This window comes from Prevotella sp. oral taxon 317 str. F0108, assembly GCF_000162415.1.
Taxonomy (GTDB): domain Bacteria; phylum Bacteroidota; class Bacteroidia; order Bacteroidales; family Bacteroidaceae; genus Prevotella; species Prevotella conceptionensis.
On sequence record NZ_GG740072.1, the window covers coordinates 1,315,504 to 1,337,156 of the forward strand.

At 46.1% G+C, this 21,653-nt stretch carries 20 protein-coding genes; 8 read left to right on the forward strand and 12 right to left on the reverse strand.

Annotation, left to right across the window (positions count from 1 at the left end):
• Window positions 1–686: 686 nt before the first annotated feature.
• The 4 genes from HMPREF0670_RS04980 to HMPREF0670_RS04995 all read right to left on the reverse strand — a co-directional run bounded on the left by HMPREF0670_RS04980 (window position 687) and on the right by HMPREF0670_RS04995 (window position 4,452).
• Window positions 687–1,631 (reverse strand): DUF1266 domain-containing protein, encoded by a 945-nt coding sequence (locus tag HMPREF0670_RS04980; RefSeq protein WP_009230075.1) that lies wholly within the window; start codon window positions 1,629–1,631, stop codon window positions 687–689.
• Window positions 1,632–1,707: 76 nt separating this feature from the next.
• The gene (locus HMPREF0670_RS04985; protein ID WP_009230076.1) at window positions 1,708–2,436 is read right to left on the reverse strand and encodes a DUF1266 domain-containing protein; all 729 of its coding nucleotides are present in this window, start codon (window positions 2,434–2,436) and stop codon (window positions 1,708–1,710) included.
• A 22-nt stretch (window positions 2,437–2,458) separates the two neighbouring features.
• On the reverse strand, window positions 2,459–3,286 hold the full coding sequence (locus tag HMPREF0670_RS04990; RefSeq protein WP_009230077.1) for a M48 family metallopeptidase: 828 nt from the start codon (window positions 3,284–3,286) through the stop codon (window positions 2,459–2,461).
• A gap of 359 nt (window positions 3,287–3,645) precedes the next feature.
• Entirely contained in the window at window positions 3,646–4,452 is an 807-nt protein-coding gene (locus tag HMPREF0670_RS04995) for a hypothetical protein (protein ID WP_044077719.1), read from the reverse strand.
• A gap of 430 nt (window positions 4,453–4,882) precedes the next feature.
• On the opposite strand from HMPREF0670_RS04995, the gene HMPREF0670_RS05000 reads away from it, so the two are divergent.
• The 8 genes from HMPREF0670_RS05000 to HMPREF0670_RS05035 all read left to right on the forward strand — a co-directional run bounded on the left by HMPREF0670_RS05000 (window position 4,883) and on the right by HMPREF0670_RS05035 (window position 14,729).
• Entirely contained in the window at window positions 4,883–6,499 is a 1,617-nt protein-coding gene (locus tag HMPREF0670_RS05000) for an ABC-F family ATP-binding cassette domain-containing protein (RefSeq protein WP_009230079.1), read from the forward strand.
• Window positions 6,500–6,575: 76 nt separating this feature from the next.
• The gene (locus tag HMPREF0670_RS05005) at window positions 6,576–7,178 is read left to right on the forward strand and encodes a nucleotide exchange factor GrpE (protein ID WP_009230080.1); all 603 of its coding nucleotides are present in this window, start codon (window positions 6,576–6,578) and stop codon (window positions 7,176–7,178) included.
• A 25-nt stretch (window positions 7,179–7,203) separates the two neighbouring features.
• The gene (gene dnaJ / locus HMPREF0670_RS05010; RefSeq protein WP_009230081.1) at window positions 7,204–8,376 is read left to right on the forward strand and encodes a molecular chaperone DnaJ; all 1,173 of its coding nucleotides are present in this window, start codon (window positions 7,204–7,206) and stop codon (window positions 8,374–8,376) included.
• The gene (locus HMPREF0670_RS05015) at window positions 8,376–9,683 is read left to right on the forward strand and encodes a bifunctional folylpolyglutamate synthase/dihydrofolate synthase (RefSeq protein WP_009230082.1); all 1,308 of its coding nucleotides are present in this window, start codon (window positions 8,376–8,378) and stop codon (window positions 9,681–9,683) included. Before dnaJ ends, HMPREF0670_RS05015 begins: the two co-directional genes overlap by 1 nt.
• Before the next feature lie 212 nt (window positions 9,684–9,895).
• The gene (locus HMPREF0670_RS05020) at window positions 9,896–10,987 is read left to right on the forward strand and encodes an aldose epimerase family protein (RefSeq protein ID WP_009230083.1); all 1,092 of its coding nucleotides are present in this window, start codon (window positions 9,896–9,898) and stop codon (window positions 10,985–10,987) included.
• A gap of 207 nt (window positions 10,988–11,194) precedes the next feature.
• Window positions 11,195–12,508, forward strand: a complete 1,314-nt coding sequence (locus HMPREF0670_RS05025) for an MFS transporter (RefSeq protein ID WP_009230084.1) — start codon at window positions 11,195–11,197, stop codon at window positions 12,506–12,508.
• Window positions 12,509–12,581: 73 nt separating this feature from the next.
• A complete protein-coding gene (gene galK, locus HMPREF0670_RS05030; RefSeq protein WP_009230085.1) occupies window positions 12,582–13,742 on the forward strand; it encodes a galactokinase in 1,161 nt (386 codons plus the stop codon).
• Window positions 13,743–13,976: 234 nt separating this feature from the next.
• A complete protein-coding gene (locus HMPREF0670_RS05035) occupies window positions 13,977–14,729 on the forward strand; it encodes a TIGR02757 family protein (protein WP_009230086.1) in 753 nt (250 codons plus the stop codon).
• A 257-nt stretch (window positions 14,730–14,986) separates the two neighbouring features.
• On the opposite strand, the gene HMPREF0670_RS05040 is transcribed toward HMPREF0670_RS05035, so the two are convergent.
• From HMPREF0670_RS05040 to HMPREF0670_RS05075, 8 genes are all read right to left on the reverse strand, one after another.
• A complete protein-coding gene (locus HMPREF0670_RS05040; protein ID WP_009230087.1) occupies window positions 14,987–15,580 on the reverse strand; it encodes a Maf-like protein in 594 nt (197 codons plus the stop codon).
• Between the two features lie 22 nt (window positions 15,581–15,602).
• Window positions 15,603–16,121, reverse strand: a complete 519-nt coding sequence (locus HMPREF0670_RS05045; RefSeq protein WP_009230088.1) for a KdsC family phosphatase — start codon at window positions 16,119–16,121, stop codon at window positions 15,603–15,605.
• Between the two features lie 4 nt (window positions 16,122–16,125).
• Window positions 16,126–16,914: a Rossmann-like and DUF2520 domain-containing protein gene (locus HMPREF0670_RS05050; protein ID WP_009230089.1), complete on the reverse strand. Its 789-nt coding sequence runs from the start codon at window positions 16,912–16,914 to the stop codon at window positions 16,126–16,128.
• Window positions 16,915–16,919: 5 nt separating this feature from the next.
• The gene (locus HMPREF0670_RS05055; RefSeq protein WP_009230090.1) at window positions 16,920–17,447 is read right to left on the reverse strand and encodes a nitroreductase family protein; all 528 of its coding nucleotides are present in this window, start codon (window positions 17,445–17,447) and stop codon (window positions 16,920–16,922) included.
• Between the two features lie 12 nt (window positions 17,448–17,459).
• A complete protein-coding gene (locus HMPREF0670_RS05060; RefSeq protein ID WP_009230091.1) occupies window positions 17,460–18,131 on the reverse strand; it encodes an MgtC/SapB family protein in 672 nt (223 codons plus the stop codon).
• Between the two features lie 10 nt (window positions 18,132–18,141).
• Window positions 18,142–18,756 carry a UpxY family transcription antiterminator gene (locus HMPREF0670_RS05065; RefSeq protein ID WP_044077720.1) on the reverse strand — a complete coding sequence of 205 codons (615 nt, stop codon included), beginning with the start codon at window positions 18,754–18,756 and terminating at the stop codon, window positions 18,142–18,144.
• A gap of 1,349 nt (window positions 18,757–20,105) precedes the next feature.
• A complete protein-coding gene (locus HMPREF0670_RS05070) occupies window positions 20,106–20,606 on the reverse strand; it encodes a hypothetical protein (protein WP_157579543.1) in 501 nt (166 codons plus the stop codon).
• Window positions 20,606–21,427 carry a hypothetical protein gene (locus HMPREF0670_RS05075; protein WP_009230094.1) on the reverse strand — a complete coding sequence of 274 codons (822 nt, stop codon included), beginning with the start codon at window positions 21,425–21,427 and terminating at the stop codon, window positions 20,606–20,608. The genes HMPREF0670_RS05070 and HMPREF0670_RS05075 overlap by 1 nt, the downstream gene beginning before the upstream one ends.
• Window positions 21,428–21,653 lie beyond the last annotated feature (226 nt).

The window sequence follows — 21,653 nt, forward strand, 5'->3', positions numbered from 1 at the left end:
ACAAGTAGACAGGAAAACGAGTAGACAAGAAAACGTGTAGACAAGAGAACAAGTTGGCAAGTGAATGAGTTGGCAAGAGAACGAGTAGACAAGAAAACGAGTTGGCAAAAAAGAGTAGACAAGAGAATGACTAGGCAAAGGAACGGTTAACAAGTGGATGAGAAGACAAGTTAATAAGTAGACGAGAAAAATTTCTCTCTTAGCTTTCTCACAGAACAAGTCTACATCAAAAACATCTCTCTTAGCTTTCCCCACAGAGCAAGTCTACAACAAAAATTTCTCTCTTACTTTCTCACAGAACAAGTCTACATCAAAAATATCTCTCTTAGCTTTCCCCACAGAGCAAGTCTACAACAAAAATTTCTCTCTTACTTTCTCACAGAGCAAGTCTACATCAAAAATATATCTCTTAACTTTCTCCACAGAACAAGTCTAAATCAAAATATACTCCCTTAACTTTCTCCACAGAACAAGTCTACATCAAAAAAGTCTCTCTTAACTTTCTCCACAGAACAAGGTTACACCCAACAATATACACCACTTTCATTAGTCGCTATCAACGAGGTTATACACAACATGTTTGCTTTAAACTAGCCTTCGCCAATAACCATCTGAATGCCTTTCTCACTAGACAGATTTAGCCCTTTGCAGGCATAATTCAATGTCTGCAAAGGGCCATTACCTGTTTATTTAGCAAAAGGGAAACTGTTCCAAGGACTCTTTGGGTTCTCAATCAGTTTCTTCACAACATCTGCCTGCATCTTTAATTGGATACCACTACCAAGCCAAAGGGCGTACCCAATGAGGTAACTCTTTCCATAATCTTCCCAAGAAGTGAGCGACTGATGGGCAAATTCGTCAGCAGCATCTACATATTGCCACATTTCTTCCTCGCTGATATACTTAGACTCGGCACACAAACGAGCGAGATAAACTAGAACAGAAATGTAATAACCATCTGCCCCAATACGCACAAAGTCTGTTTCGTCCTTAACTATTCCTAGTTTCACGAGTTTAGGCATCATTTTAAAAGCATTCTCTATCTGCCTGGCACAAGCCCGTGCGTCTTTATCCAGCACAAAGGTGTCGTTGAGATACTTATCGATAGGCTGCTGCTCTTTAAGTTTGAAAGCTTCGCCGATATGTGGTATAAAGTTTTTTGTACAAGCGGCCTTCCAGTCGTTTAATACGTTGATAGCCGAGTCGTGTCCGTCAACGTCCCAATGCTCCTTTAAGTAATCATCACGCTCTGTTCGGGCCATACCAGTCTTCAGGCTGTTCAATATCACTTTTTCGTATGCTGCACTTACGCTGCTCAAAAGCATCTTACGCTGTTGGTCTTTGGTTAATGTGGTTTTATCATCCATACGTAGGCCACCAAATATTTTAAGCACAAGGCTCTTTAATTCGGTCATGTAAATATACAATCCGCCCAGAATGGCAATAGCAACAACGCCATAAATAATCCAAGTTAACGGACCGCTTTCGACATCATCCGAACCTCCGCCACGTACCCTTATGCGAAATCTAGCAGCTGCGGCAACCTGTTGTGCAACGAGACACAACATGAACATCAAAGTAACAATGGTTTTCTTTTTCATAGAATTACTCTTCACGATATTAATATTCATTGATTATATCTTGTCCGCCGAAAAAACACGGCGGACAAGAACTTATATTAGGTTCTATTTGCTTAACTCTTGCTTATTATGCAAAAGGAACCCCTTTCCAAGGACTCTTCGGACTGGAATACATATCCTTTGCATGGTCGGCCATCACTTCAAAGTAGTTGGCTGTGCCACACCACAAGCAACGCCCGATGATGTAACTCTTGCCGAAATCTTCCCAAGAAGTAAGCGTCTGGTGGGCTATTTCGTCGGCTGCATCGATGTATTGCCACATTTGTTCGTCAGTGATATACTCGTGTTCACGGCACAATCTAGCCATGAACACCAACCTACCAGCGTCCCAAGCATCTGGTCCGATACGTACGAAGTCGGCCTGGTCTTTAATAAGTTGTGCATTTATTAAAGAGTCCATAGACCCAAAAGCGAACTGAACTTGTTCCCAACAGTCGCGCATATCATCTTCATCTTCAAGATTTTCAGTGATATACTGCTGAATAGCGCGCTTGTTTTGAAGTTTCAGAGCCTCTACAACAAGGGGGAAGAAACGGCGTGTACCTGCATGTTGCAGATAGTCGAGGGTATCAATTGCCGATTCTTTATCGGTAATACCCCAGCCCTGACCAAACATTTTCTGCCGCCCACCATACGACATGCCTGTCTTAACCACATTCATAAACGTGCCTTTCTGTGCAGAAAAGACACCACTCAAAAGCAGTTTTCGCTGCTGTTCCTTGCTTAACGTGGTGGTTTCATCTATACGAAACCCACCAAATATGGCATAATAGAAAGATGAAAAAAATGAAAACATACTTAGTTTAGTGTAATGAACGTTATTTCTTCTTACCCTTTACAACCTTCTGTGCAGCTGTTTTCTCAGGCATCTTGTTCTCTGGACGTGTAAAGCCGTCTTTTTGTGCGCGTTCGCTCATGGTCTTAATGCGCTTGTCGAGATCGGGGTGAGAAGAAAACATACGTTTCCACTTGCTGTCTTTCTGGTAGCCTGCATCTTCTTCAAGTTTCTTCAATTTTTCAAACGACAAAGCCATGGCCCAAGGGTTCTTGTTGTTCTTCTTCAAGAACTCATAGCCGTAAGCGTCGGCATTGCTTTCTTGTTTTTGCGAGTAAGTAGCGTTCAGTAGAGCCTCGCCGAGGTCTCCAAGCTGCGAATCGGTAAGTGCGGCAGCCTTGCCATTGGTTGAAGACACACCATCTTTTAATGCCGAAGTAAGCAGGGCTGTGCGGAATGCGTTCTTTGAATCCTTGTGGGCAACGTGTCCGATCTCGTGTCCGATAACGCCAAGCAATTCCTCGTCGGTCATGATGTCCATCAAAGAAGAGAAAACGCGCACACTACCGTCGGCACATGCAAAGGCGTTCACGTCTACAACATAGTACACCTTAAAGTTCAAAGGAATGCCTTCAACTTGGGTCAATCCAGCCGTAAGTTTCTTTAAACGAATGGCGTAAGGGTTGTCGTCGGGACAAACTTGATTGTGTTTGTCCATCCAATCAATGTATTCCTTAACGTAATTCACCACATCGGCATCAGTCAAAGTTACAGCTTTGGCAGCCTTTGCTGCACCGCCGACAGCCTTTTTAAGGTTAAACTGGGCCATTGCAGGCATTGTGCCCAATATGCAGAGAACTGCAACAAACATGTGTGATAATACTTTTTTCATAAAAGATTTATTTTAATAAATGTGAACTATGTCGCAAAGTTATATAAAAAAGTGATAGCCATGCACCGTTTCCGATTTTTTAACGTAAATAATCCCATGTAAATCATGCTTAGCCCCATACCTAAGTGCAATTAAGCAGTACCAAATAAGGTTATTTTACTCCCCAAAAACGGTCAAAACAACACCCTTTTCACTCTTAAATCCATCTTGACAACTCACTAATAATCAAGCAAAGCCATTGTAAGCCTTTTATATTTACGTCTAACTTTTATGTTATTTCCTAACACACACTAGTGTTGAGCCCGATATTGAATACGTTAAAGCCTAAAAGCTAAAAGCTAAATTCTATAACCCTTAACAACCATTCCAAGCGTAGCAGGAAGTTTTTTAAAAGTGCCTTTAACTAGGTTTCGAACATAAGATGAGCGCAGATGAGCAGGAAAATGAAGTGTTCCTGCATTAGAACCCGACACAACAGACACCCCTACATAATAAGTACTGCCTTTCTTTAAGGTAATGTCCCCTTGCGTTTTAATCTTTATATGTGTGTTTTGGTTCGCAGGAGTCAATGCAAGATAAAGCGGTTTTGACTGAACTGGCTCGAACTTTGCGCCATGAACCTCGTACACAATAAGGCGAACAACACATTGCTGATACGTACACTCCTCCACTTTCATGTCGAAACTCGCCACCACATAGTCTCTTTTCACACTAAACAATGGTCCCATTTCTACCTTTCCCTGCTGTTCTTTCCCAAATGCGGCATCGCCAGGGAGTTTCATTCCACGCCCTACAATTGTTTCCAGCTTTGTCTGCTTAGCAACAATGTCTACGCTACCCAAATTATACGCCCGTTCTTCTAGCATAACATTCACATATCCTTGCTGAAACACGCTGCGCGGAACTAGTTTCGTTTTAAAGCTTATGTGGCTAACGCTCATGTCGGCAGTAACGCTGTGGGGCAGTTGCAAATTAAAGTGTCCATCGGCATCCGAAATGCAAAACAAGCTGTCCACACAGACCGTTGCGTACTCTATACCGTGACCATTAGTGTCGACAACCCGCCCTGTTACTTTCGTCTGACCCTTAGACGGCAACACGAAAGCGACACATAATACGACAAAAAGAAACAAGAACCTTTTCATACGCTATTGAATTAAATGATAAAGACTTGAAGAGACCACCAATATCAGAAAACAAAAATACAAAAATAAAACGAAACACTTACGATATCTAATCACAAATAAACTTCAAATAATGCCTGACAACACATCTATCGCCCCCAACAGCACACACAAGCTCCCAACAACAAGCAACCAAGTCGCCTTTGAACACTTTTGTTCGCAAGCCCAAACGCCTCGTCGAACACATAATTAGCCAACCAAGCAAAGCACGTTATATGCCACAACCACACGCCAATGCAAGCCGAGAAAACAAGGCGACAGGACGTTCAAGCCGCCATTAATTTGCATAATCCAATGAAAACCACTACCTTTGCATGGTTGTATCCGATAAATTTGTCGGCAAACAATACCCATTCAAGTTGTACGTAATTACAAATCAAGATAAAAGAGAATGATAACTGTTACAAATCTTGCTATTCAATTCGGTAAGCGAGTGCTCTACAAAGACGTGAATATGAAGTTCACATCAGGAAATATTTATGGTATCATCGGAGCCAACGGGGCGGGTAAGTCAACCCTTCTCAAAGCTATCAGCGGAGAACTGGAGCCCAACAAGGGAACAGTTGAGCTAGGACCAGGCGAGCGCCTTTCTGTTTTGGATCAAGATCACTTTAAGTTCGACGAATATCGCGTTATCGACACCGTTCTGATGGGCCACGAAAAGTTGTGGAAGAACATGAAAGAACGCGAGGCACTATATGCCAAAGAGGAAATGACCGAAGAAGACGGAAACCGCGCGGCCGTGCTGGAAGAAAAGTTTGCAGAGATGAACGGCTGGGAGGCCGAAAGCGACGCTGCGCAGATGTTGAGCAACTTGGGCGTAACCGACGCTTTGCACTACAAGCAGATGAGCGACCTATCGAACAACGAGAAGGTACGCGTAATGTTGGCAAAGGCACTCTTTGGCAACCCCGACAACCTGTTGCTCGACGAGCCTACCAACGACTTGGACCTCGATACCGTGAACTGGCTCGAAGAATACCTAGGCAACGTGGAGCAAACAGTGCTTGTGGTTAGTCACGACCGTCACTTCCTCGATGCAGTGAGCACCCAAACGGTGGACATCGACTTTGGAAAGGTTACCATTTTCTCTGGTAACTACTCGTTCTGGTACGAAAGTTCGCAGCTAGCCTTGCGCCAAGCGCAGAACCAGAAGCAAAAGGCCGAAGAAAAACGAAAGGAATTGGAGGAGTTCATTCGTCGTTTCTCTGCCAATGTGGCAAAGAGCAGGCAAACCACTTCGCGTAAAAAGATGCTCGAAAAGCTTAACGTTGAAGAGATCAAACCTTCGAGCCGCAAATATCCCGGCATCATTTTCCAGATGGAACGCGAACCAGGCAACCAAATATTAGAGGTAGAAGGCCTCAAAGCAACCGACAACGAAGGCAACGTTTTGTTTGACAACGTGTCGTTCAACGTGGAGAAAGGGCAAAAAGTGGTGTTCCTCAGCCACAATCCCAAGGCCATGACGGCACTCTTCGAGATTATCAACGGCAACCGCGAGGCCGAAGCTGGCACCTACAAGTGGGGCGTAACCATCACCACGGCCTATCTTCCACTAGACAACACGGCGTTCTTCGACAGCAAACTCAACCTTGTAGACTGGCTTAGCCAATACGGCCCAGGTAACGAGGTGGTAATGAAAAGCTATCTAGGGCGCATGCTCTTCTCAGGCGAAGACGTGTTGAAAGAGGTGAACGTGCTATCGGGAGGCGAGAAAATGCGTTGTATGATTGCGCGCATGCAAATGAAGAACGCCAACTGCCTGATACTCGACACGCCCACCAACCACCTCGACTTGGAAAGCATTCAGGCCTTCAACAACAACCTCGTTGGCTTTAAGGGTAACATTCTCTTTGCCAGCCACGACCACCAATTCATACAGTCTATCGCCGACCGTATCATCGAGCTTACGCCAAATGGCACCATCGACAAGTTGATGAGCTACGACGATTACATCTACGACCCTGCCATTAAGGAGCAAAGGGCTAAAATGTATAATGCCTAAAACAGGTTGGCAAGGTATTTGCTAAGTTACTTTACAGATACGATTAAAACAGTAAACAAACAAATACGCATTTGGAATGAACGACAATATGACAGACGAAAACATGGAAAAGAAGGCCAATGGCAACCTCGACAACAACGAGGAGGCTGTTGACCTAAACCAAGATGCACCCCAAGAAGAAACCAACGAGCCGCAAGAACAGCCGCAACAAACCGAAGAGGAACCCCAAACGGAGGAAGAAAAACTTGCTAAACAGCTCGAAGAGTTGAAAGACAAGTATCTACGCACCGTGGCCGAGTTCGAGAATTTCAAGCGTCGCACGCTAAAAGAAAAGGCCGAACTCATTCTCAACGGCGGCGGAAAAACCATCACGGCCATACTACCCATCATCGACGACATGGAAAGAGCCATAGAAAACGCACACAAACAAGAGTGTGTAGATGCTGTGGAAGAGGGATGGGAACTGATTTACAAGAAATTGCTCAGCACGCTCGAAGGAATGGGCGTGAAGAAAATGGAGGTAGACGGGAAAGACTTTGACGTTGACTTCCACGAGGCCGTGGCAATGGTGCCAGGCATGGGAGATGAAAAGAAAGGAAAAATAATCGACTGCCTGCAAACGGGATATACCCTTAACGATAAGGTGATAAGGCATGCCAAAGTGGCGGTTGGACAATAATTGATGGGGCTGGAAAGGAAAGAAAATGGCTAAAAGAGATTATTATGAAGTGCTGGGCGTTGACAAAAACGCCTCGGAAGACGAGATAAAAAAAGCTTATCGCAAACTCGCCATCAAATATCACCCCGACAAGAACCCCGGCGACAAAGACGCGGAAGCGAAGTTTAAGGAGGCTGCCGAGGCTTACGACGTGCTACACGACCCCGAAAAGCGCAAGCAATACGACCAATTTGGGTTCGATGGGCCTGCCGGCATGGGCGGTAGCGGTGGATTTGGCGGTGGCGCCAGCATGGATATGGACGACATTTTCTCCATGTTCGGCGACATCTTTGGCGGACATGGCGGATTTTCTGGTTTCTCCGGTTTCGGCGGAGGGACTAGATCAAGGCAGCATGTGCAATTCAGAGGCAGCGATTTGCGACTGAAAGTGCGACTAACTCTGCAAGAAATTGCAACGGGCATCACCAAAAAATTTAAGGTTAAGAAAGATGTAACCTGTACACACTGCCACGGAACAGGAGAAGAAGCGGGTAGCGGAACGGAAACTTGCCCCACTTGCCACGGTCAAGGCATCGTTACCAAGACCGTTAGAACCATGTTGGGCATGATGCAAACGCAAACCGAATGCCCAACGTGTCACGGAGAAGGAACGGTTATCAAGAACCCGTGCCAGACTTGTCACGGAACGGGTGTAACCAAGGGCGAAGAAGTGGTGGAAATTAAAATACCTGCCGGCGTAGCCGAAGGAATGGTCGTGAACGTACCCGGTAAAGGCAACGCAGGTAAGCGCAACGGCATAACAGGAGACATACAAGTATGTATTGAGGAAGAGCCTAACGATACTTTTATTCGCGACGGCAACGACCTTATATATAATGAACTGCTAGATTTCCCCACGGCAGCATTGGGCGGAAGCCTCGAAATACCATTGGTAGACGGTGGAAAGGTGCGCATGAAGGTTGCACCTGGCACACAACCCGGCACGGCATTGCGTCTGCGTGGTAAGGGATTGCCCTCTGTTCAAGGCTACGGACCAGGCGTGGGCGACCTCATCGTTAACCTGAGCGTGTATGTGCCCAAAACGCTGTCGGGCGAAGAAAAGGCTTGCTTGGACAAACTAGCCCAAAGCGACAACTTTAAAGGCGACAGAGTTACCAAACAAACGATATTTCAGAAATTCAAGAATTACTTTAACTGATGAACTATCAGGAGACAATTCAGTACCTTTACAATAGCACCCCTGTTTTCGAACATGTGGGTGCTTCTGCATATAAGGAGGGTTTAGACAATTCGCTAGCGTTAGATTCCCACTTGGGCGCACCTCATCGCGCCTTCAAAAGCATCCATGTGGCTGGAACAAACGGCAAAGGCTCTACCGCACACACACTTGCCGCCATACTACAAGCCTGCGGCTACCGCGTAGGCCTATACACTTCGCCACATTTGGTAGACTTTCGGGAACGCATTCGCATCAACGGCGAGCCGCTTTCAGAATCTTATGTTGTGGATTTCGTTGCCCAACACCGCGCATTTTTCGAACCTCTTCACCCCTCGTTCTTCGAACTGACCACCGCTATGGCTTTCAGTTATTTTACCGAAAGCCATGTAGATGTGGCCGTTATCGAGGTGGGGTTGGGCGGTAGACTCGATTGCACCAACATCATTAGCCCCATTCTCTCGGTCATCACCAACATCAGTCTAGACCATACGGGCTTTCTCGGCAACACATTGGTTCAAATTGCCGTCGAAAAAGCAGGTATCATCAAGCCCAATACCCCCGTGGTGGTGGGCGAAACCACTGTGGAGACACACCAAGTGTTTGAAAATACTGCGAAAGAACGGCATGCGCCTGTGGTGTGGGCCGAGCAAAATCCCGAAGTTTTGCAGTGGCAACACCGCAACGAGGGGGGTATCAGTCTGCAAACACGCAGTTTTGGCAACATTGTTTTCGAACTAGGTGGCAACTATCAGCACCACAACGCCAACACCATCTTAACCGCCGCGCGCCAATTGCAGACCCAGGGCTTTGACGTTACCGCCAAAGAGGTGGGCCAAGGCATGGCCACGGTATGCCAATCAACAGGCTTACAAGGGCGTTGGCAAATCTTAGGGCATGCACCCTTGGTGGTTTGCGACACAGGTCACAACGTTGCAGGCTGGCAATACCTTAGTCCGCAAATTCGTGCACAAAGCTATCGCACGCTCAGAATGGTGTTCGGCATGGTAGACGACAAGGATTTAGACACAGTTCTAACCCTTTTACCCAAAGATGCCACCTTTTATTTCACGCAAGCAAGCACACATCGCGCCATACCTAGTGAGGTTGTGGCGCAAAAAGCCGAACAAAACGCATTGCACGGCTCTATATATAATAATGTATATGCTGCTTACAAGGCCGCACTAAGCGATGCCGCAAAAGACGATTTCGTATTTGTTGGTGGCAGCAGTTATGTGGTGGCCGATTTGCTTTCAAACCTTAAAATGTGCTCAGAAAACACGGAATAAAGCATGCCAGAGAAGAAAGCAAAATCTACTTCAAACCTTTAAAAACGCGCACAAACCTACCAATATCAAACCATGTATTATCAAAAAGAAAGCGGCGGAGCCTCCTGTTGAACATTTTTAACAGGAAACCACCGCTTTTAATATATTAATATTTGTTGCATTCAGTTTTTTTCGTTTACTTTGCAACAAAGTATAACTAAAAACTTTCTTTTATGACGAACACAGATAAGGTACAAAACGTATCCGGGCTGAAACGCGAAGACTTTCAGACTCACATCAACGGAAAAGAAACCGATTTGTATATTCTCCGCAACAAGGATGGAAACGAAGTAGCCATAACCAACTATGGCGGGGCGATTGTGGCCATTATAGTTCCCGACAAACACGGAAACCTGGCCAATGTGATACAAGGACACGACAACATACAAGATGTTGTGAACTCGCCCGAACCCTATCTCTCTACCCTTGTGGGCAGATATGGCAACAGAATAGCCAAAGGCAAGTTTCAATTACATGGTAAAGAGTACAGTCTTCCCATCAACAACGGCCCCAACTCGTTGCACGGAGGAAAGAAAGGCTTCAACGCCAAGGTGTGGGATGCACTGCAAATGAACGACACCACCCTTGTATTGAACTACATAAGCGCATACGGCGAAGAGGGTTTCTCGGGTGAACTAAAAACAACGGTTATCTATACCTTCACCGACGACAACGAATTGGTTATCGAATACATGGCCAAAACAAACAAGAAAACAGTAATCAACCTTACAAGTCACGGCTTTTTCTCGTTGGCAGGCATCGCCAACCCCACACCAAGCATTGAAAATTTAGAGTGCGAAATCAATGCCGACTTTTATATTCCTATCGACGAGGTGAGCATTCCCACAGGCGAAATACGTTTCGTTAAAGGTACGCCGTTCGATTTCAGAACGCCAAAGACCATCGGACAAGACATAAACGCCGACCACGAACAAATAAAAAACGGTGCCGGCTACGACCATTGCTTTGTGCTTAACAAGCGCGAAGAAGGCGAATTAAGCTTTGCCGCACGGATAATGGAGCCTGTAACGGGGCGCACGATGGAGGTATATACCACCGAACCTGGCGTACAACTCTACACCGACAATTGGGCCGACGGCTACAAAGGGCAACATGGAGCCACCTTCCCACGAAGAAGCGGCATCTGCTTTGAGGCACAACACTTCCCCGATTCGCCCAATCACCCCTACTTCCCCTCGGTGGTGCTGAACCCTGGCGAGCAATATAAGCAGAAAACAATTTATAAATTCGGAACGATAGCATAAACATTCATCATCAGTAGGCCCACTCTTGAAAAGTACCTGCAATGCCTTTGGTAAGTCATTGCCCCGTTTTTCTGCCCCTTCGTTGTGAAGATAGCCAACGAAAAAACGTAGAAGACAGCAAGCCTACCACGTATCAACAGAACGCAAACAGGCAGAGCAGCCTTTCAAGTCAAGCCATAACTAAAAGCAATTATTACTAAAACTAAAATGGAAAATAAACAAGCAAAAAGTGGTAGCATAGTAGCCATTGTCACAATGATGTTCCTCTATGCAATGATTTCATTCGTGACAAACCTCGCCGCACCTATCGGTATTATCTGGAAAAACGCTTTCCAAGGCGACAGTGCCAACACAGTAGGCATGCTCGGCAACGCAATGAACTTCCTAGCTTACCTATTTATGGGCATCCCCGCGGGTAAGCTGCTTTCCAAAATCGGCTACAAGCGCACTGCTCTTGTTGGTATAGCCCTAGGTTTCATTGGCGTACTGGTGCAGTTCCTTTCTGGTGGCGTAGACGATAAGGTAGCGGGCTTTTCCGTTTACCTGCTAGGCGCATTCATCTCTGGTTTCTGTGTATGTACGCTTAACACCGTTGTAAACCCCATGCTCAACCTCTTGGGGGGCGGCGGCAACCGTGGCAACCAGCTAAACCTTGTAGGTGGAACGCTTAACTCGCTTGCCGGTACGCTAACGCCTATGCTCGTGGGTGCGCTTATCGGCACAGTAACGGCTAAAACCGCAATGGTAGACATCAACCTTGTGCTTTATATTGCTATGGGTGTGTTTGCAGCTGCCTTCGTTGCACTGCTCTTTATCCCCATATCCGACCCTGAAATGGGTAAGACCACGGCCGAAACGGTGTACGAAAGAAGTCCATGGGCATTCCGTCACTTCGTTCTTGGCACCATCGCCATATTCATTTACGTGGGCGTTGAGGTCGGAATACCTGGCACGTTGAACTTCTACCTATCCGATACCAGTGCTAATGGCGGTGGCCTAGACCCTGCAACGGCCGTTAAGATTGGCGGCTTTGTGGCTGGCACCTATTGGTTCCTCATGCTTGTAGGCCGTTTCTCGGCAGGATTTATTGCCGACAAGGTTTCTAGTAAGGCCATGATGATTGTCACAGCAAGCCTCGGCATCTTCCTTATACTGTTGGCTATGGTTCTAGGTAAAAGCACAACAATGGCCATGCCTGTGTTCACTGGCTCGTCGTTCCAGCTTGTTACGGTGCCCATAGCAGCACCGCTGTTGGTTCTTTGCGGCTTGTGCACCTCGGTTATGTGGTCCAGCATCTTCAATTTGGCCACCGAAGGTCTCGGCAAATACTCTGCCGCAGCATCTGGAATCTTCATGATGATGGTTGTTGGTGGTGGTGTTCTGCCCCTTATGCAGAACTTTATCGCCGACCATGCGGGCTATCTCATATCCTATTCCATTCCACTCATCGGCCTGGCATTTATTCTTTTCTATGCACTTATCGGTAGCAAGAACGTAAATAAGGACATCCGCGTGGACTAATCCCCAGCTAAACGCGAAACAATTAAGTATTAAACAAATTCCATACATCATTAACCTAAAACACAACAACATGATGGATATAGAACATGTAAGAAGTCGTTTTATCAAGCACTTCGACGGAAAGACCGGCAACATATACGCATCACCCGGACGTATCAACCTTATTGGCGAACATACCGACTACAATGGCGGGTTCGTTTTCCCAGGAGCAGTAGACAAAGGCATTATGGCCGAGGTACGCCCCAATGGAACCGACACGGTGATGTGCTACTCTATCGACCTGAAAGACCGCGTAGAGTTTAAGGTAGACGACCCCAATGGTCCGCGCGCAAGCTGGGCACGCTACATCTATGGTATTATCCAGGAGATGAAAAAACTTGGTGTCGACGTCAAAGGCTTTAACACCGCCTTCTCTGGCGACGTGCCACTTGGAGCTGGAATGTCATCATCGGCCGCACTCGAAAGCTGCTTTGCTTTCGCTCTGAACGACCTCTTTGGCGACAATAAGGTGTCTAAATGGGACATGGTGCTTGCAGGACAGGCCACCGAGCACAACTATTGTGGCGTAATGTGCGGCATTATGGACCAATTTGCAAGCGTATTCGGACAAGAAGGAAAGCTAATGCGACTTGATTGCAGGTCGAGAGAGTTCGAGTATTTCCCCTTCAACCCACAGGGATATAAGCTTGTCTTGCTCGACTCTAAGGTGAAACACGAACTCGCATCCTCGGCTTACAACCACCGAAGAAAGAGTTGTGAGAACGTGGTTGCCGCGCTTAACGCCAAGTTCCCTGAGAAGAAGTTTGATACTTTGCGCGATGCCGACTGGCAAGAACTTGATGCAGTGAAGGCAGACGTTTCGGAAGAAGACTTCAAACGCGCACACTTCGTGCTTGGAGAGAAAGACCGAGTGCTGGCCGTTTGCGATGCTTTGAACGCTGGCGACTACGAAACGGTGGGCAAGAAGATGTACGAAACACACGAAGGACTGAGCAAAGAGTACGAGGTTTCGTGCGAAGAGCTGGACTACCTGAACGAATTGGCCAAGGAAAATGGCGTTACGGGTAGCCGTATCATGGGTGGTGGTTTCGGCGGTTGCACCATCAACCTCGTTAAAGACGAACTTTACGACAAGTTTATAGCAGACGCTAAACAGAAATATGCAGCCAAATACAAGCACGAACCCGCCGTTTACGACGTGGTAATTAGCGATGGTTCGCGCAAGGTTTGCTAACAACACGTAGCCAAATCAGGCTCATAGCCTGCCCATTGGCTACTGAGCAACAACATGAAAGAGGATGTGACAACCTGTGCACATCCTCTTTTTACGCTTTTTATCCGCTCGTGCCAATCCATTGCGCACACGCTTTGTATGCCTTCTCGCATACTATTGCGCAACGTTTTGGCAAAAGCCATTAGCTAGATAAGCCCAGAGAAAGTCTGTATGATAATAAAAAAACAGCACAAAATGAACTTAAAGACCAAAGCACAGCTCAAAGAATACGCCGCACGTTACGAGACAACGGCCTTCTTAAAGGAAGACCCTGCACGCTTTATGCACCTTGTACAGGGCGCAAACAACCAAGAAACGATGGCTTTCATTGCGGCAAACCTAAGCTATGGAAACCGAAAGCAATTCTTTCCAAAGATAAATTTCGTGCTAGAAAAGTCGCAAGGCGAACCTTACAACTGGGTGAAAAGCGGGCTGTTTGAGCAAGACATACCGCCAACCGACGACTGTTACTATCGCCTTTACACCAAAAGGATGATGAATAGTTTCCTTAAAACGCTGCAAAAGCTGTTGTCCGAGCACAACACCCTGCACCAATATATACAGACAACAGCCACCAACGACGCCGAAACTGCCATCGTTGCGCTTTGCAAATACTTTGCCGAACATGGGCAAGAAGGCATCGTTCCCATCAATGCACGATCCGCTTGCAAGCGCATTTGCATGTTTCTGCGGTGGATGGTGCGCGACAATTCGCCCGTAGACTTAGGCATTTGGAAAGACACTATCGACAAACGCACCCTCATCATGCCGCTAGACACCCACGTCTTGACACAAGCACAACGCCTAAAACTGCTCAAAAGCAAGTCTACCTCCATGTCTATCGCCAAGAAACTGACTGCCGAAATGGCCAAAGTATTCCCTAACGACCCACTAAAAGCCGACTTCGCGCTGTTTGGATATGGCGTAAACGATGGACAAGAGATTTAAAAACGAACGAAAAAAAGACAAGAGTTGCCAGCTTGTTAACACACAAAACCATTAAGTTACAAACTCATAACCCCTTCGACTCACAATAACAACAACTTATTACCTCATAAACTCACTACCTCACCAACTGATAAACTCACTACCTCATCAACTAATAACCTAACGAACTCACGAACCTATCAACTCACAAACTTATAAACTCATGAACTCACCAACTGATAAACTTACTACCTCACCAGCTCACAACCTCCACAAGCCTATACTTCAAAAGGATGCAAAAAGTCGAAACAATCTTTCAGCTCTTCGTAAATACGCTGCACAGGCAAGCCCATCACATTGAAATAACTACCTTCTATACGTTGTACACCTACATATCCAATCCATTCTTGAATGCCATAAGCTCCAGCCTTGTCAAAGGGACGGTAGCTATCTACATAAAAACTAATCTCATCGGCAGTCAGTTCTTTAAACCAAACCACCGTTGTTACGGCGAAACTACGCTGCCATTGACGTGTAGACAGCGTAACACCCGTTATCACCTCATGGCTCTTGCCACTCAACAAGCCCAACATACGCCTTGCATCTTCGGCATCTTGCGGCTTTCCTAGTATCTGTCCGTCGCACACCACAACCGTATCGGCCGTCAAAACCACCTCGTTCTCGGCCATTGTGTCCAAGTATGCGGTCGCCTTAGCCTTCGAAATATGCACAGCCACATCGCTTACAGGCAACGTTGCGGGGAAACTCTCGTCGATATCACGTATCAATCGCACCTCAAAGTCGATGCCCAAGCCCCGCAACAATTCTTTTCTTCTTGGCGAATTACTCGCCAACACCAATCTATTCTTCATTATCTTCGTGCTTATTTAATGTTTACCAGCCAAAGGCCTTGGCATCTTTCATCCACAATCCCTTTGCGCGCAGGGTTTGCTCGATAACTTCTCGTCCGCAACCCATACCACCAGCGCACGTGGTTACATAGCGACTAACAGACTTAATGTCGGCGCAAGCATCGGCAGGACAACAAGCACAACCACAACGAGACATCACTTCGTAGTCGGGAACGTCGTCGCCAACAAACATCAGCTCATCATCCGCATAGCCATAGCGTGCCTTAAAGTCCTCGTAAGCCAGCAACTTCACGCCAGCCTTCATGTAAATGTCTTCTACGCCTAAGCCTTCAAACCGCTTACGCACAGCCTTGGTGTCGCCACCAGTGATGATGCAGATGCGCAAACCCACTTTCTGGGCGAACTGAATGGCATAACCATCCTTGATATTCACCGTGCGCAGGGGTTCGCCATCGGCAGAAAGCGTGATGGTAGATGCCGACAGCACGCCGTCTACATCAAAAATGATGGCGCGTATGCGCTGTAAATCGTAGTTTATCATTGCGTTATGTATTTGCCTGTTTATGTATCATTTCGCTCATCAGCTCGTAAAGTCGGCGTTCTTCGGCATCGTCGATAAGGCTCATTTGCCGCTCCATCACCGCCTTATCCATTCTAACGGCAGGGCCTGTTTGTGCAGCCTTGGGCGACAGGCGATGCACTTTGGCTGCCGTTTCGTCAATCAGCGGCAACAACAACCCAAAGTCAAGCCCCCTACGTTTCAGCGTTTCGTTGGCTAACGAGTAGCACAAGTTAACGAAATTGCATCCAAACACCGCCGCCAAATGAACGATGCGCCGGTCGGCACTGGTAGTTAAGCGCACATCGTGGCTCAAGGCACGCGCCATTTTCAGCAAAACATCTTCCGAAAACTCGTTCGCACCCTCTATCAAGCAAGGGATAGAAGAGAAATCCAGAGGTTTTTGTTTTGAAAACGTTTGCAAGGGATAAAACACACCGTAGTTTTTAGCCAACCCTTCAAACACGTTCATCGGCACACTTCCTGCCGTATGGACATACACGGCGTGCGGGTTCAGTTGGCAAACTTGCGGAAGTACGCTTGCCAAAGCGTCGTCTTTCAAGGCCAACAAATACACATCGGCATCGGCCGAAAGGCTTTCCAAGCTGTTAATGGCCGTTACGCCCAAACGCACAGCCAATGTTTCGGCGGCCGTCAGCGTTCTACTGTACACCTGCGCCACGCTAAATCCAGCCCTTTGCAAAGCCAAACCAAGACTCGTGGCAAGGTTTCCTGCCCCAAACAGTACTATTTTTATAGCTTTAATCTTGCTCATGCCTGCTAGAAACCACCCACATGCACCTGCTCCCAGCGTGCATCTTCATCGTTTTTCATCGGCAAATCGCTCGCCTTATGGCCCAGTGCAAGAATACAAAGCGTGTCTAACGTCTCTGGAATGTTCAAAATACCGCGCACAATGTCGGTTCCGCGCTCTCCACTATTCAGTCCGCGATTGCGCACCTGCACCCAACAGCTGCCCAACCCCAAGTCTTCGGCCTGCAATTGCATGGCCAAAGCCGCTATCGAACAGTCCTCAATCCAGCAGTCGTTCTCGGCAACATTGCCCAAAACCACCACAGCCACGGCCGCATCTTTCAGCAGGGCAGCCCCCGATTCCTTACATTCCGACAGCTTTTCGAGCGTCTCTTTGTCTTCTACCACCACAAAATGCCACGACCTCCTGTTTTTGGCCGAGGGCGAAATAAGGGCGGCATTCAGCACCATGCTCAACTCATCGGCATCTATTTTCTCATTGGTAAACTTGCGGCAACTACGCCTGCGGTGCATCAAGTCGGCAAAACTATTCATCGTTTCTTCTCCTTATTCTATCTTGTTAATGTCCACTCCCTCATATTCTTCCATAAATTGGAGCAAACAATTCTCGTAAATCTGTTTCTTTAATTTCAGTTCGATGGTGGCCACCAGCAAGTGCTGTCCATCGCCCAAGGCCTTTTCTTGCATTTCGTAGCTAACGATGGTCATATTCTTGGCTCTCATGTCTTTCAGCACGGCCTTGATGTTGTCGTGCGAAGGTGTAGAAAGTGTCAACACAATGTGGCGTGTACCTATCTTACGCAGTATTAAGTGCAACGCTTCTAGGCAAATAAGCACCATTACCGTGGCCGAAGTAGCCAAGAGATACATACCCGAACCACAAGTCAAGCCAATGGCCGACGTAACCCAAAGTCCGGCCGCCGTAGTTAGCCCATGTACCACATGTTTCTGAAAAATAATGATGCCAGCACCAATAAAACCAATGCCCGTAACCACCTGCGAGGCGATACGAGAAGGGTCCAGCGACACGTTTTTTCCATGTTCTAGGATGAAGTCGAAACCAGAATGCGACAATATCATAAAGAGCGCACTGCCCAACGACACCAAGAAATGGGTTCTAAAACCAGCCTCTTTCGCACGATATTCGCGTTCTAAGCCGATTGCGCCGCCCAACATGCCAGCAATAAAAATTCTAAGTGCAAAGTCAATGTCCATCATTGCTTAATCATTATTGTTGTTCGATGGGCGCACAGCACCATCTACTAACCTTTATCATCACGCCCAGTTCGGGCACTTCTTTTAACAAAAAGTACTTTTTGCTGCTACGCACCAGCCTCCCCGTAAGTCCTTTCAGCGGTCCGTGTTTCACTATCACGGGCGTACCGCTTTTTAGCTTGGCTTCCGTGGCCGACAAGAACTTGCGCATTTCTATTTCAGGGCTGCACATCAGCATAAAGTCCAGCATCTGCTTAGATGGTATTTCGTAGTACGTGCCAGCCACTTTATCTTTCCTTATCACCGACATCTTAAAGCGAGCGTTAGCAAAGATGCGCCGCAGGTCGCATTCTTCTTTGTCTTTCTTAACGAACACCAGGTTAAACACAACAGGCTTGAAAATGGGTTTGCCGTCGTCATCGCCTGTTCGTTTACCGCTCCATTCCATCGGCACAAAGCATGTTAAGCCCGCAGAAGTGAAGTATGCCATTGCCTCGTTTAGCCGCAACGAAAACAAACGCACAGCATGCCACGGCCTACCGTCTTCCGTTAATTGTTGCGGAGAAGACAGTTCGTCCGTGTCTAACAATCCGTTACTCTCATTTCCTTTTTTGGGGATGCTGTGCATATCAGTGCTTTTAAGTTGCAAATATAAGTAAAAACCTGCTTATTACATACCTTTTCGTGAGAAAAAGCACTTTTCTAGCCGTGAAACCGATACGTTAATCACTTCTCACACCGAAACACCATGCCGATAGGCAAGTTGGAGTTGGCAAACAAGTCAACCAATAAGCTTGTTAACTTGTCTACTCGCCAACCAAATTTGTCCACTTTTCAGCAGAAATTTTAACACTATGAGTGCCCTTTTTATCCACCAAGCACCCACCTTGCCGCAAAAAATCGATTCTCGCGGAGGTTTGTTTTGATGCAAAAAGGGGGTAGCATGTGAATGCAGAGAAATGAATATTTATTTGAAAAGGCCGCCATTTGCACCACACTTGGGGCTATTTGCAGCAAAATGTACTGCAATTTGCTGCAAAACGCAGTGCAATATGCCGCTAAACGCAGTGCGTTTTGGTGCTAAACGCAGTGCGTTTTGGTGCTAAACGCAAGGTAAAATGGTGCTAAACGCAGTGCAAAATGCTGCAAAATGCAAGACGAAAAGCATAAAAATACGCAGCAATGGTATAAATAAAACCTTTCCGAACCATTAAAAATAGGGCTAAAAAGGGCAAAATGGCCATTAAAAAGTGGAATTTTAGGGGCTAAAAGTGAGTTATTGGGGTTGAAAAAACGCGTGTCGGCAACCAAAATAGAAAGGCGAAATGGTGCAAAATGCAGGTAGTCTTCTCAAAAATAGACTAATCGTGGAGTCTGAAAACTTGTAATTTGAGGAAAATTGCTTGATTAAACACCTTTATTTTCGCTAGAAGAGGGTGGCGAATAAGACCTCTTTTGTAAAACATTCTTACACCCATGAACAGTTGACTTTATGAGCTTGCAAGGTTGCAAGCTTATGAGTTGGTGAGTTTGCGAGTTTATTAGTTCGTAAGGTTGAAAGCTTATGAGTTGGTGAATTTGCGAATTGTTAAGTTCGTGAGTTTATAAGCTACTAAGACTATGCTTTGTTGAGTTTATAGGTTTATAAGGCTACGGCAGTTCGGAATAAGTTCATTGTCGGTTTGGGTTAAGAGAAAGCGTTGGGTTGTTGGCGTTGCAAGGGCAATTGAAACATTGATGTTGCCCAGGACGGCAATCGGCTTGTCCCGAATTGTTATAACGGTAGACTCCTTGGTGCTTGCTCCATGTCGTTCACCGCGCACGATGCTTGCGGGCCGTTTTCTGGCACGCCCTCAAATAGAAAAGGCTTGGTTTGAGAAAGTTGGGACTTTGTGCAAAAGAGAGCGGGTGTGCCCATTTCGGTACACCCACCCACTTTATTCATCTTTTCCCAGGGAGCGAGAGATGCGCGTGAAACTATGTGCCAAAGCTGAGGCCTATGGCCACGAACACCCTGGTGTAGCTCTTAAACATAGAACCTTTGGAGTGATAACGCCTAATGCCGAAACCGAAGTCGGGCTTTATTTTCGCTTTGCCCAAGTGCATATAGACGCCTGCATCGTAGTAATTATACTTCCAGTCTTGCTTGCAGCGCAGGTTGTCTCCCAATCCGATGCGCACATCGAAATTACCGAGGTCGTTTTTCAGAAACGTATAGCCCACGTTCGCGCCATACATCACGTTGGTGTAATAGTCTTTGAGCCCGTTGATCTTGAACAAGGCAACCGTACTCTCACCTCTGACATTGACGAAAAACCTATCGGTGATGTTGTAGCCCACGCTGCCTGCAAATTCATAAGGCCGAAATTCGTGGTAGAACGCATTCCCTTGGAAATGGATTTCCGCCCGGACATCTTCCTTTTGCGAGAAAGCAAGAGTGGGAATCGCTAAAAGAAAGGACAACAGTAAACTTTTCATTATTTTGCTTTTGGAAGTTCTTCTAACTCGCTGCTGTTCCATAGCTTTGCACTTGCATCAGCTACTGAAATACCACCCTTTATCATCTTTTTGGTTTGGAAACCGACGGGTGAGGCATCAACGAGCCTATTTACTTGGTCAATGTATGTAGTATTTTCATCGGAGACATTCTGTAATCCTTCTAAAACAATTCCACAAATGTCCAAAGCCTCTTGTTTTTGTGGGTCATTTGTAAACTGTTTAAAAGCATTTATGTTATCTTGTATGGAGGCATCCGCATTGAAAGTAGAGATGATCTGTTTTAGAATCTCTCTATCTACTGATTTATTTTCAATGGCAGGATAAGCCTTTGACTCTTCTTCGACGATTTCTGCCAATTGGTCAATAGGCATACCTAGTAAAGAGTCCTGATGTTCCCTTACTATTTTTTGAGAAAGTTCATTGTGTGCATAACCAATTGATCCTTTATCAAGAGCTACTTCTGCACAGTCTTTAAAGTCAGAGTTTGTGCTTACTTCTCTCTCCGCTTTGGTGACTGTCCAAGCAAGAGTAGAAGCGGAAATCGCGACCGCTCCTCCCCCTGTAACGAATCCTGCAGCATCTGCAGCACCAAAGATCAACCATCTTAGCCACTTTTTGAGACCTCGGGTATTACTTTTTGCATACTCAGCATTAACTGCATACAAATCGCTCTTGAGTTCTGTTAGGGCTTGTACCTCTTTTGTTGATAACTTGTTCGTTTCCACAACATCACTGGACGAACACCCAATTACAGATAGGCATAGGGTTAAACACAACCCGTAAATAGTGATTTTTTTCATAACAGATTGAATTTTAGTTAAAAGACAATTGAATAACTTGTGTCAGTTTCTTACAAAAGAACAACACAAATATACGATTTATAATGATTGGTTATCATTTTTGTGGTAAACAATTATATTTTGTTAACTCAGTAAAAATGTCGCTATATTGATTTTAACGGGTTTAAACATTTTAAAATTGATTGTCGAAGGAAAAAAGGAAGATTGCAAGCCGTTTTTGACCTAT

What these genes read in the sequence shown, in the direction of transcription:
- HMPREF0670_RS04980 (WP_009230075.1), bottom strand. Translation starts at nt 1,631, where the DNA reads ATGAATATTAATATCGTGAAGAGTAATTCTATGAAAAAGAAAACCATT.
- HMPREF0670_RS04985 (WP_009230076.1), bottom strand. Translation starts at nt 2,436, where the DNA reads ATGTTTTCATTTTTTTCATCTTTCTATTATGCCATATTTGGTGGGTTT.
- HMPREF0670_RS04990 (WP_009230077.1), bottom strand. Translation starts at nt 3,286, where the DNA reads ATGTTTGTTGCAGTTCTCTGCATATTGGGCACAATGCCTGCAATGGCC.
- HMPREF0670_RS04995 (WP_044077719.1), bottom strand. Translation starts at nt 4,452, where the DNA reads ATGAAAAGGTTCTTGTTTCTTTTTGTCGTATTATGTGTCGCTTTCGTG.
- HMPREF0670_RS05000 (WP_009230079.1), top strand. Translation starts at nt 4,883, where the DNA reads ATGATAACTGTTACAAATCTTGCTATTCAATTCGGTAAGCGAGTGCTC.
- HMPREF0670_RS05005 (WP_009230080.1), top strand. Translation starts at nt 6,576, where the DNA reads ATGAACGACAATATGACAGACGAAAACATGGAAAAGAAGGCCAATGGC.
- dnaJ (WP_009230081.1), top strand. Translation starts at nt 7,204, where the DNA reads ATGGCTAAAAGAGATTATTATGAAGTGCTGGGCGTTGACAAAAACGCC.
- HMPREF0670_RS05015 (WP_009230082.1), top strand. Translation starts at nt 8,376, where the DNA reads ATGAACTATCAGGAGACAATTCAGTACCTTTACAATAGCACCCCTGTT.
- HMPREF0670_RS05020 (WP_009230083.1), top strand. Translation starts at nt 9,896, where the DNA reads ATGACGAACACAGATAAGGTACAAAACGTATCCGGGCTGAAACGCGAA.
- HMPREF0670_RS05025 (WP_009230084.1), top strand. Translation starts at nt 11,195, where the DNA reads ATGGAAAATAAACAAGCAAAAAGTGGTAGCATAGTAGCCATTGTCACA.
- galK (WP_009230085.1), top strand. Translation starts at nt 12,582, where the DNA reads ATGGATATAGAACATGTAAGAAGTCGTTTTATCAAGCACTTCGACGGA.
- HMPREF0670_RS05035 (WP_009230086.1), top strand. Translation starts at nt 13,977, where the DNA reads ATGAACTTAAAGACCAAAGCACAGCTCAAAGAATACGCCGCACGTTAC.
- HMPREF0670_RS05040 (WP_009230087.1), bottom strand. Translation starts at nt 15,580, where the DNA reads ATGAAGAATAGATTGGTGTTGGCGAGTAATTCGCCAAGAAGAAAAGAA.
- HMPREF0670_RS05045 (WP_009230088.1), bottom strand. Translation starts at nt 16,121, where the DNA reads ATGATAAACTACGATTTACAGCGCATACGCGCCATCATTTTTGATGTA.
- HMPREF0670_RS05050 (WP_009230089.1), bottom strand. Translation starts at nt 16,914, where the DNA reads ATGAGCAAGATTAAAGCTATAAAAATAGTACTGTTTGGGGCAGGAAAC.
- HMPREF0670_RS05055 (WP_009230090.1), bottom strand. Translation starts at nt 17,447, where the DNA reads ATGAATAGTTTTGCCGACTTGATGCACCGCAGGCGTAGTTGCCGCAAG.
- HMPREF0670_RS05060 (WP_009230091.1), bottom strand. Translation starts at nt 18,131, where the DNA reads ATGATGGACATTGACTTTGCACTTAGAATTTTTATTGCTGGCATGTTG.
- HMPREF0670_RS05065 (WP_044077720.1), bottom strand. Translation starts at nt 18,756, where the DNA reads ATGCACAGCATCCCCAAAAAAGGAAATGAGAGTAACGGATTGTTAGAC.
- HMPREF0670_RS05070 (WP_157579543.1), bottom strand. Translation starts at nt 20,606, where the DNA reads ATGAAAAGTTTACTGTTGTCCTTTCTTTTAGCGATTCCCACTCTTGCT.
- HMPREF0670_RS05075 (WP_009230094.1), bottom strand. Translation starts at nt 21,427, where the DNA reads ATGAAAAAAATCACTATTTACGGGTTGTGTTTAACCCTATGCCTATCT.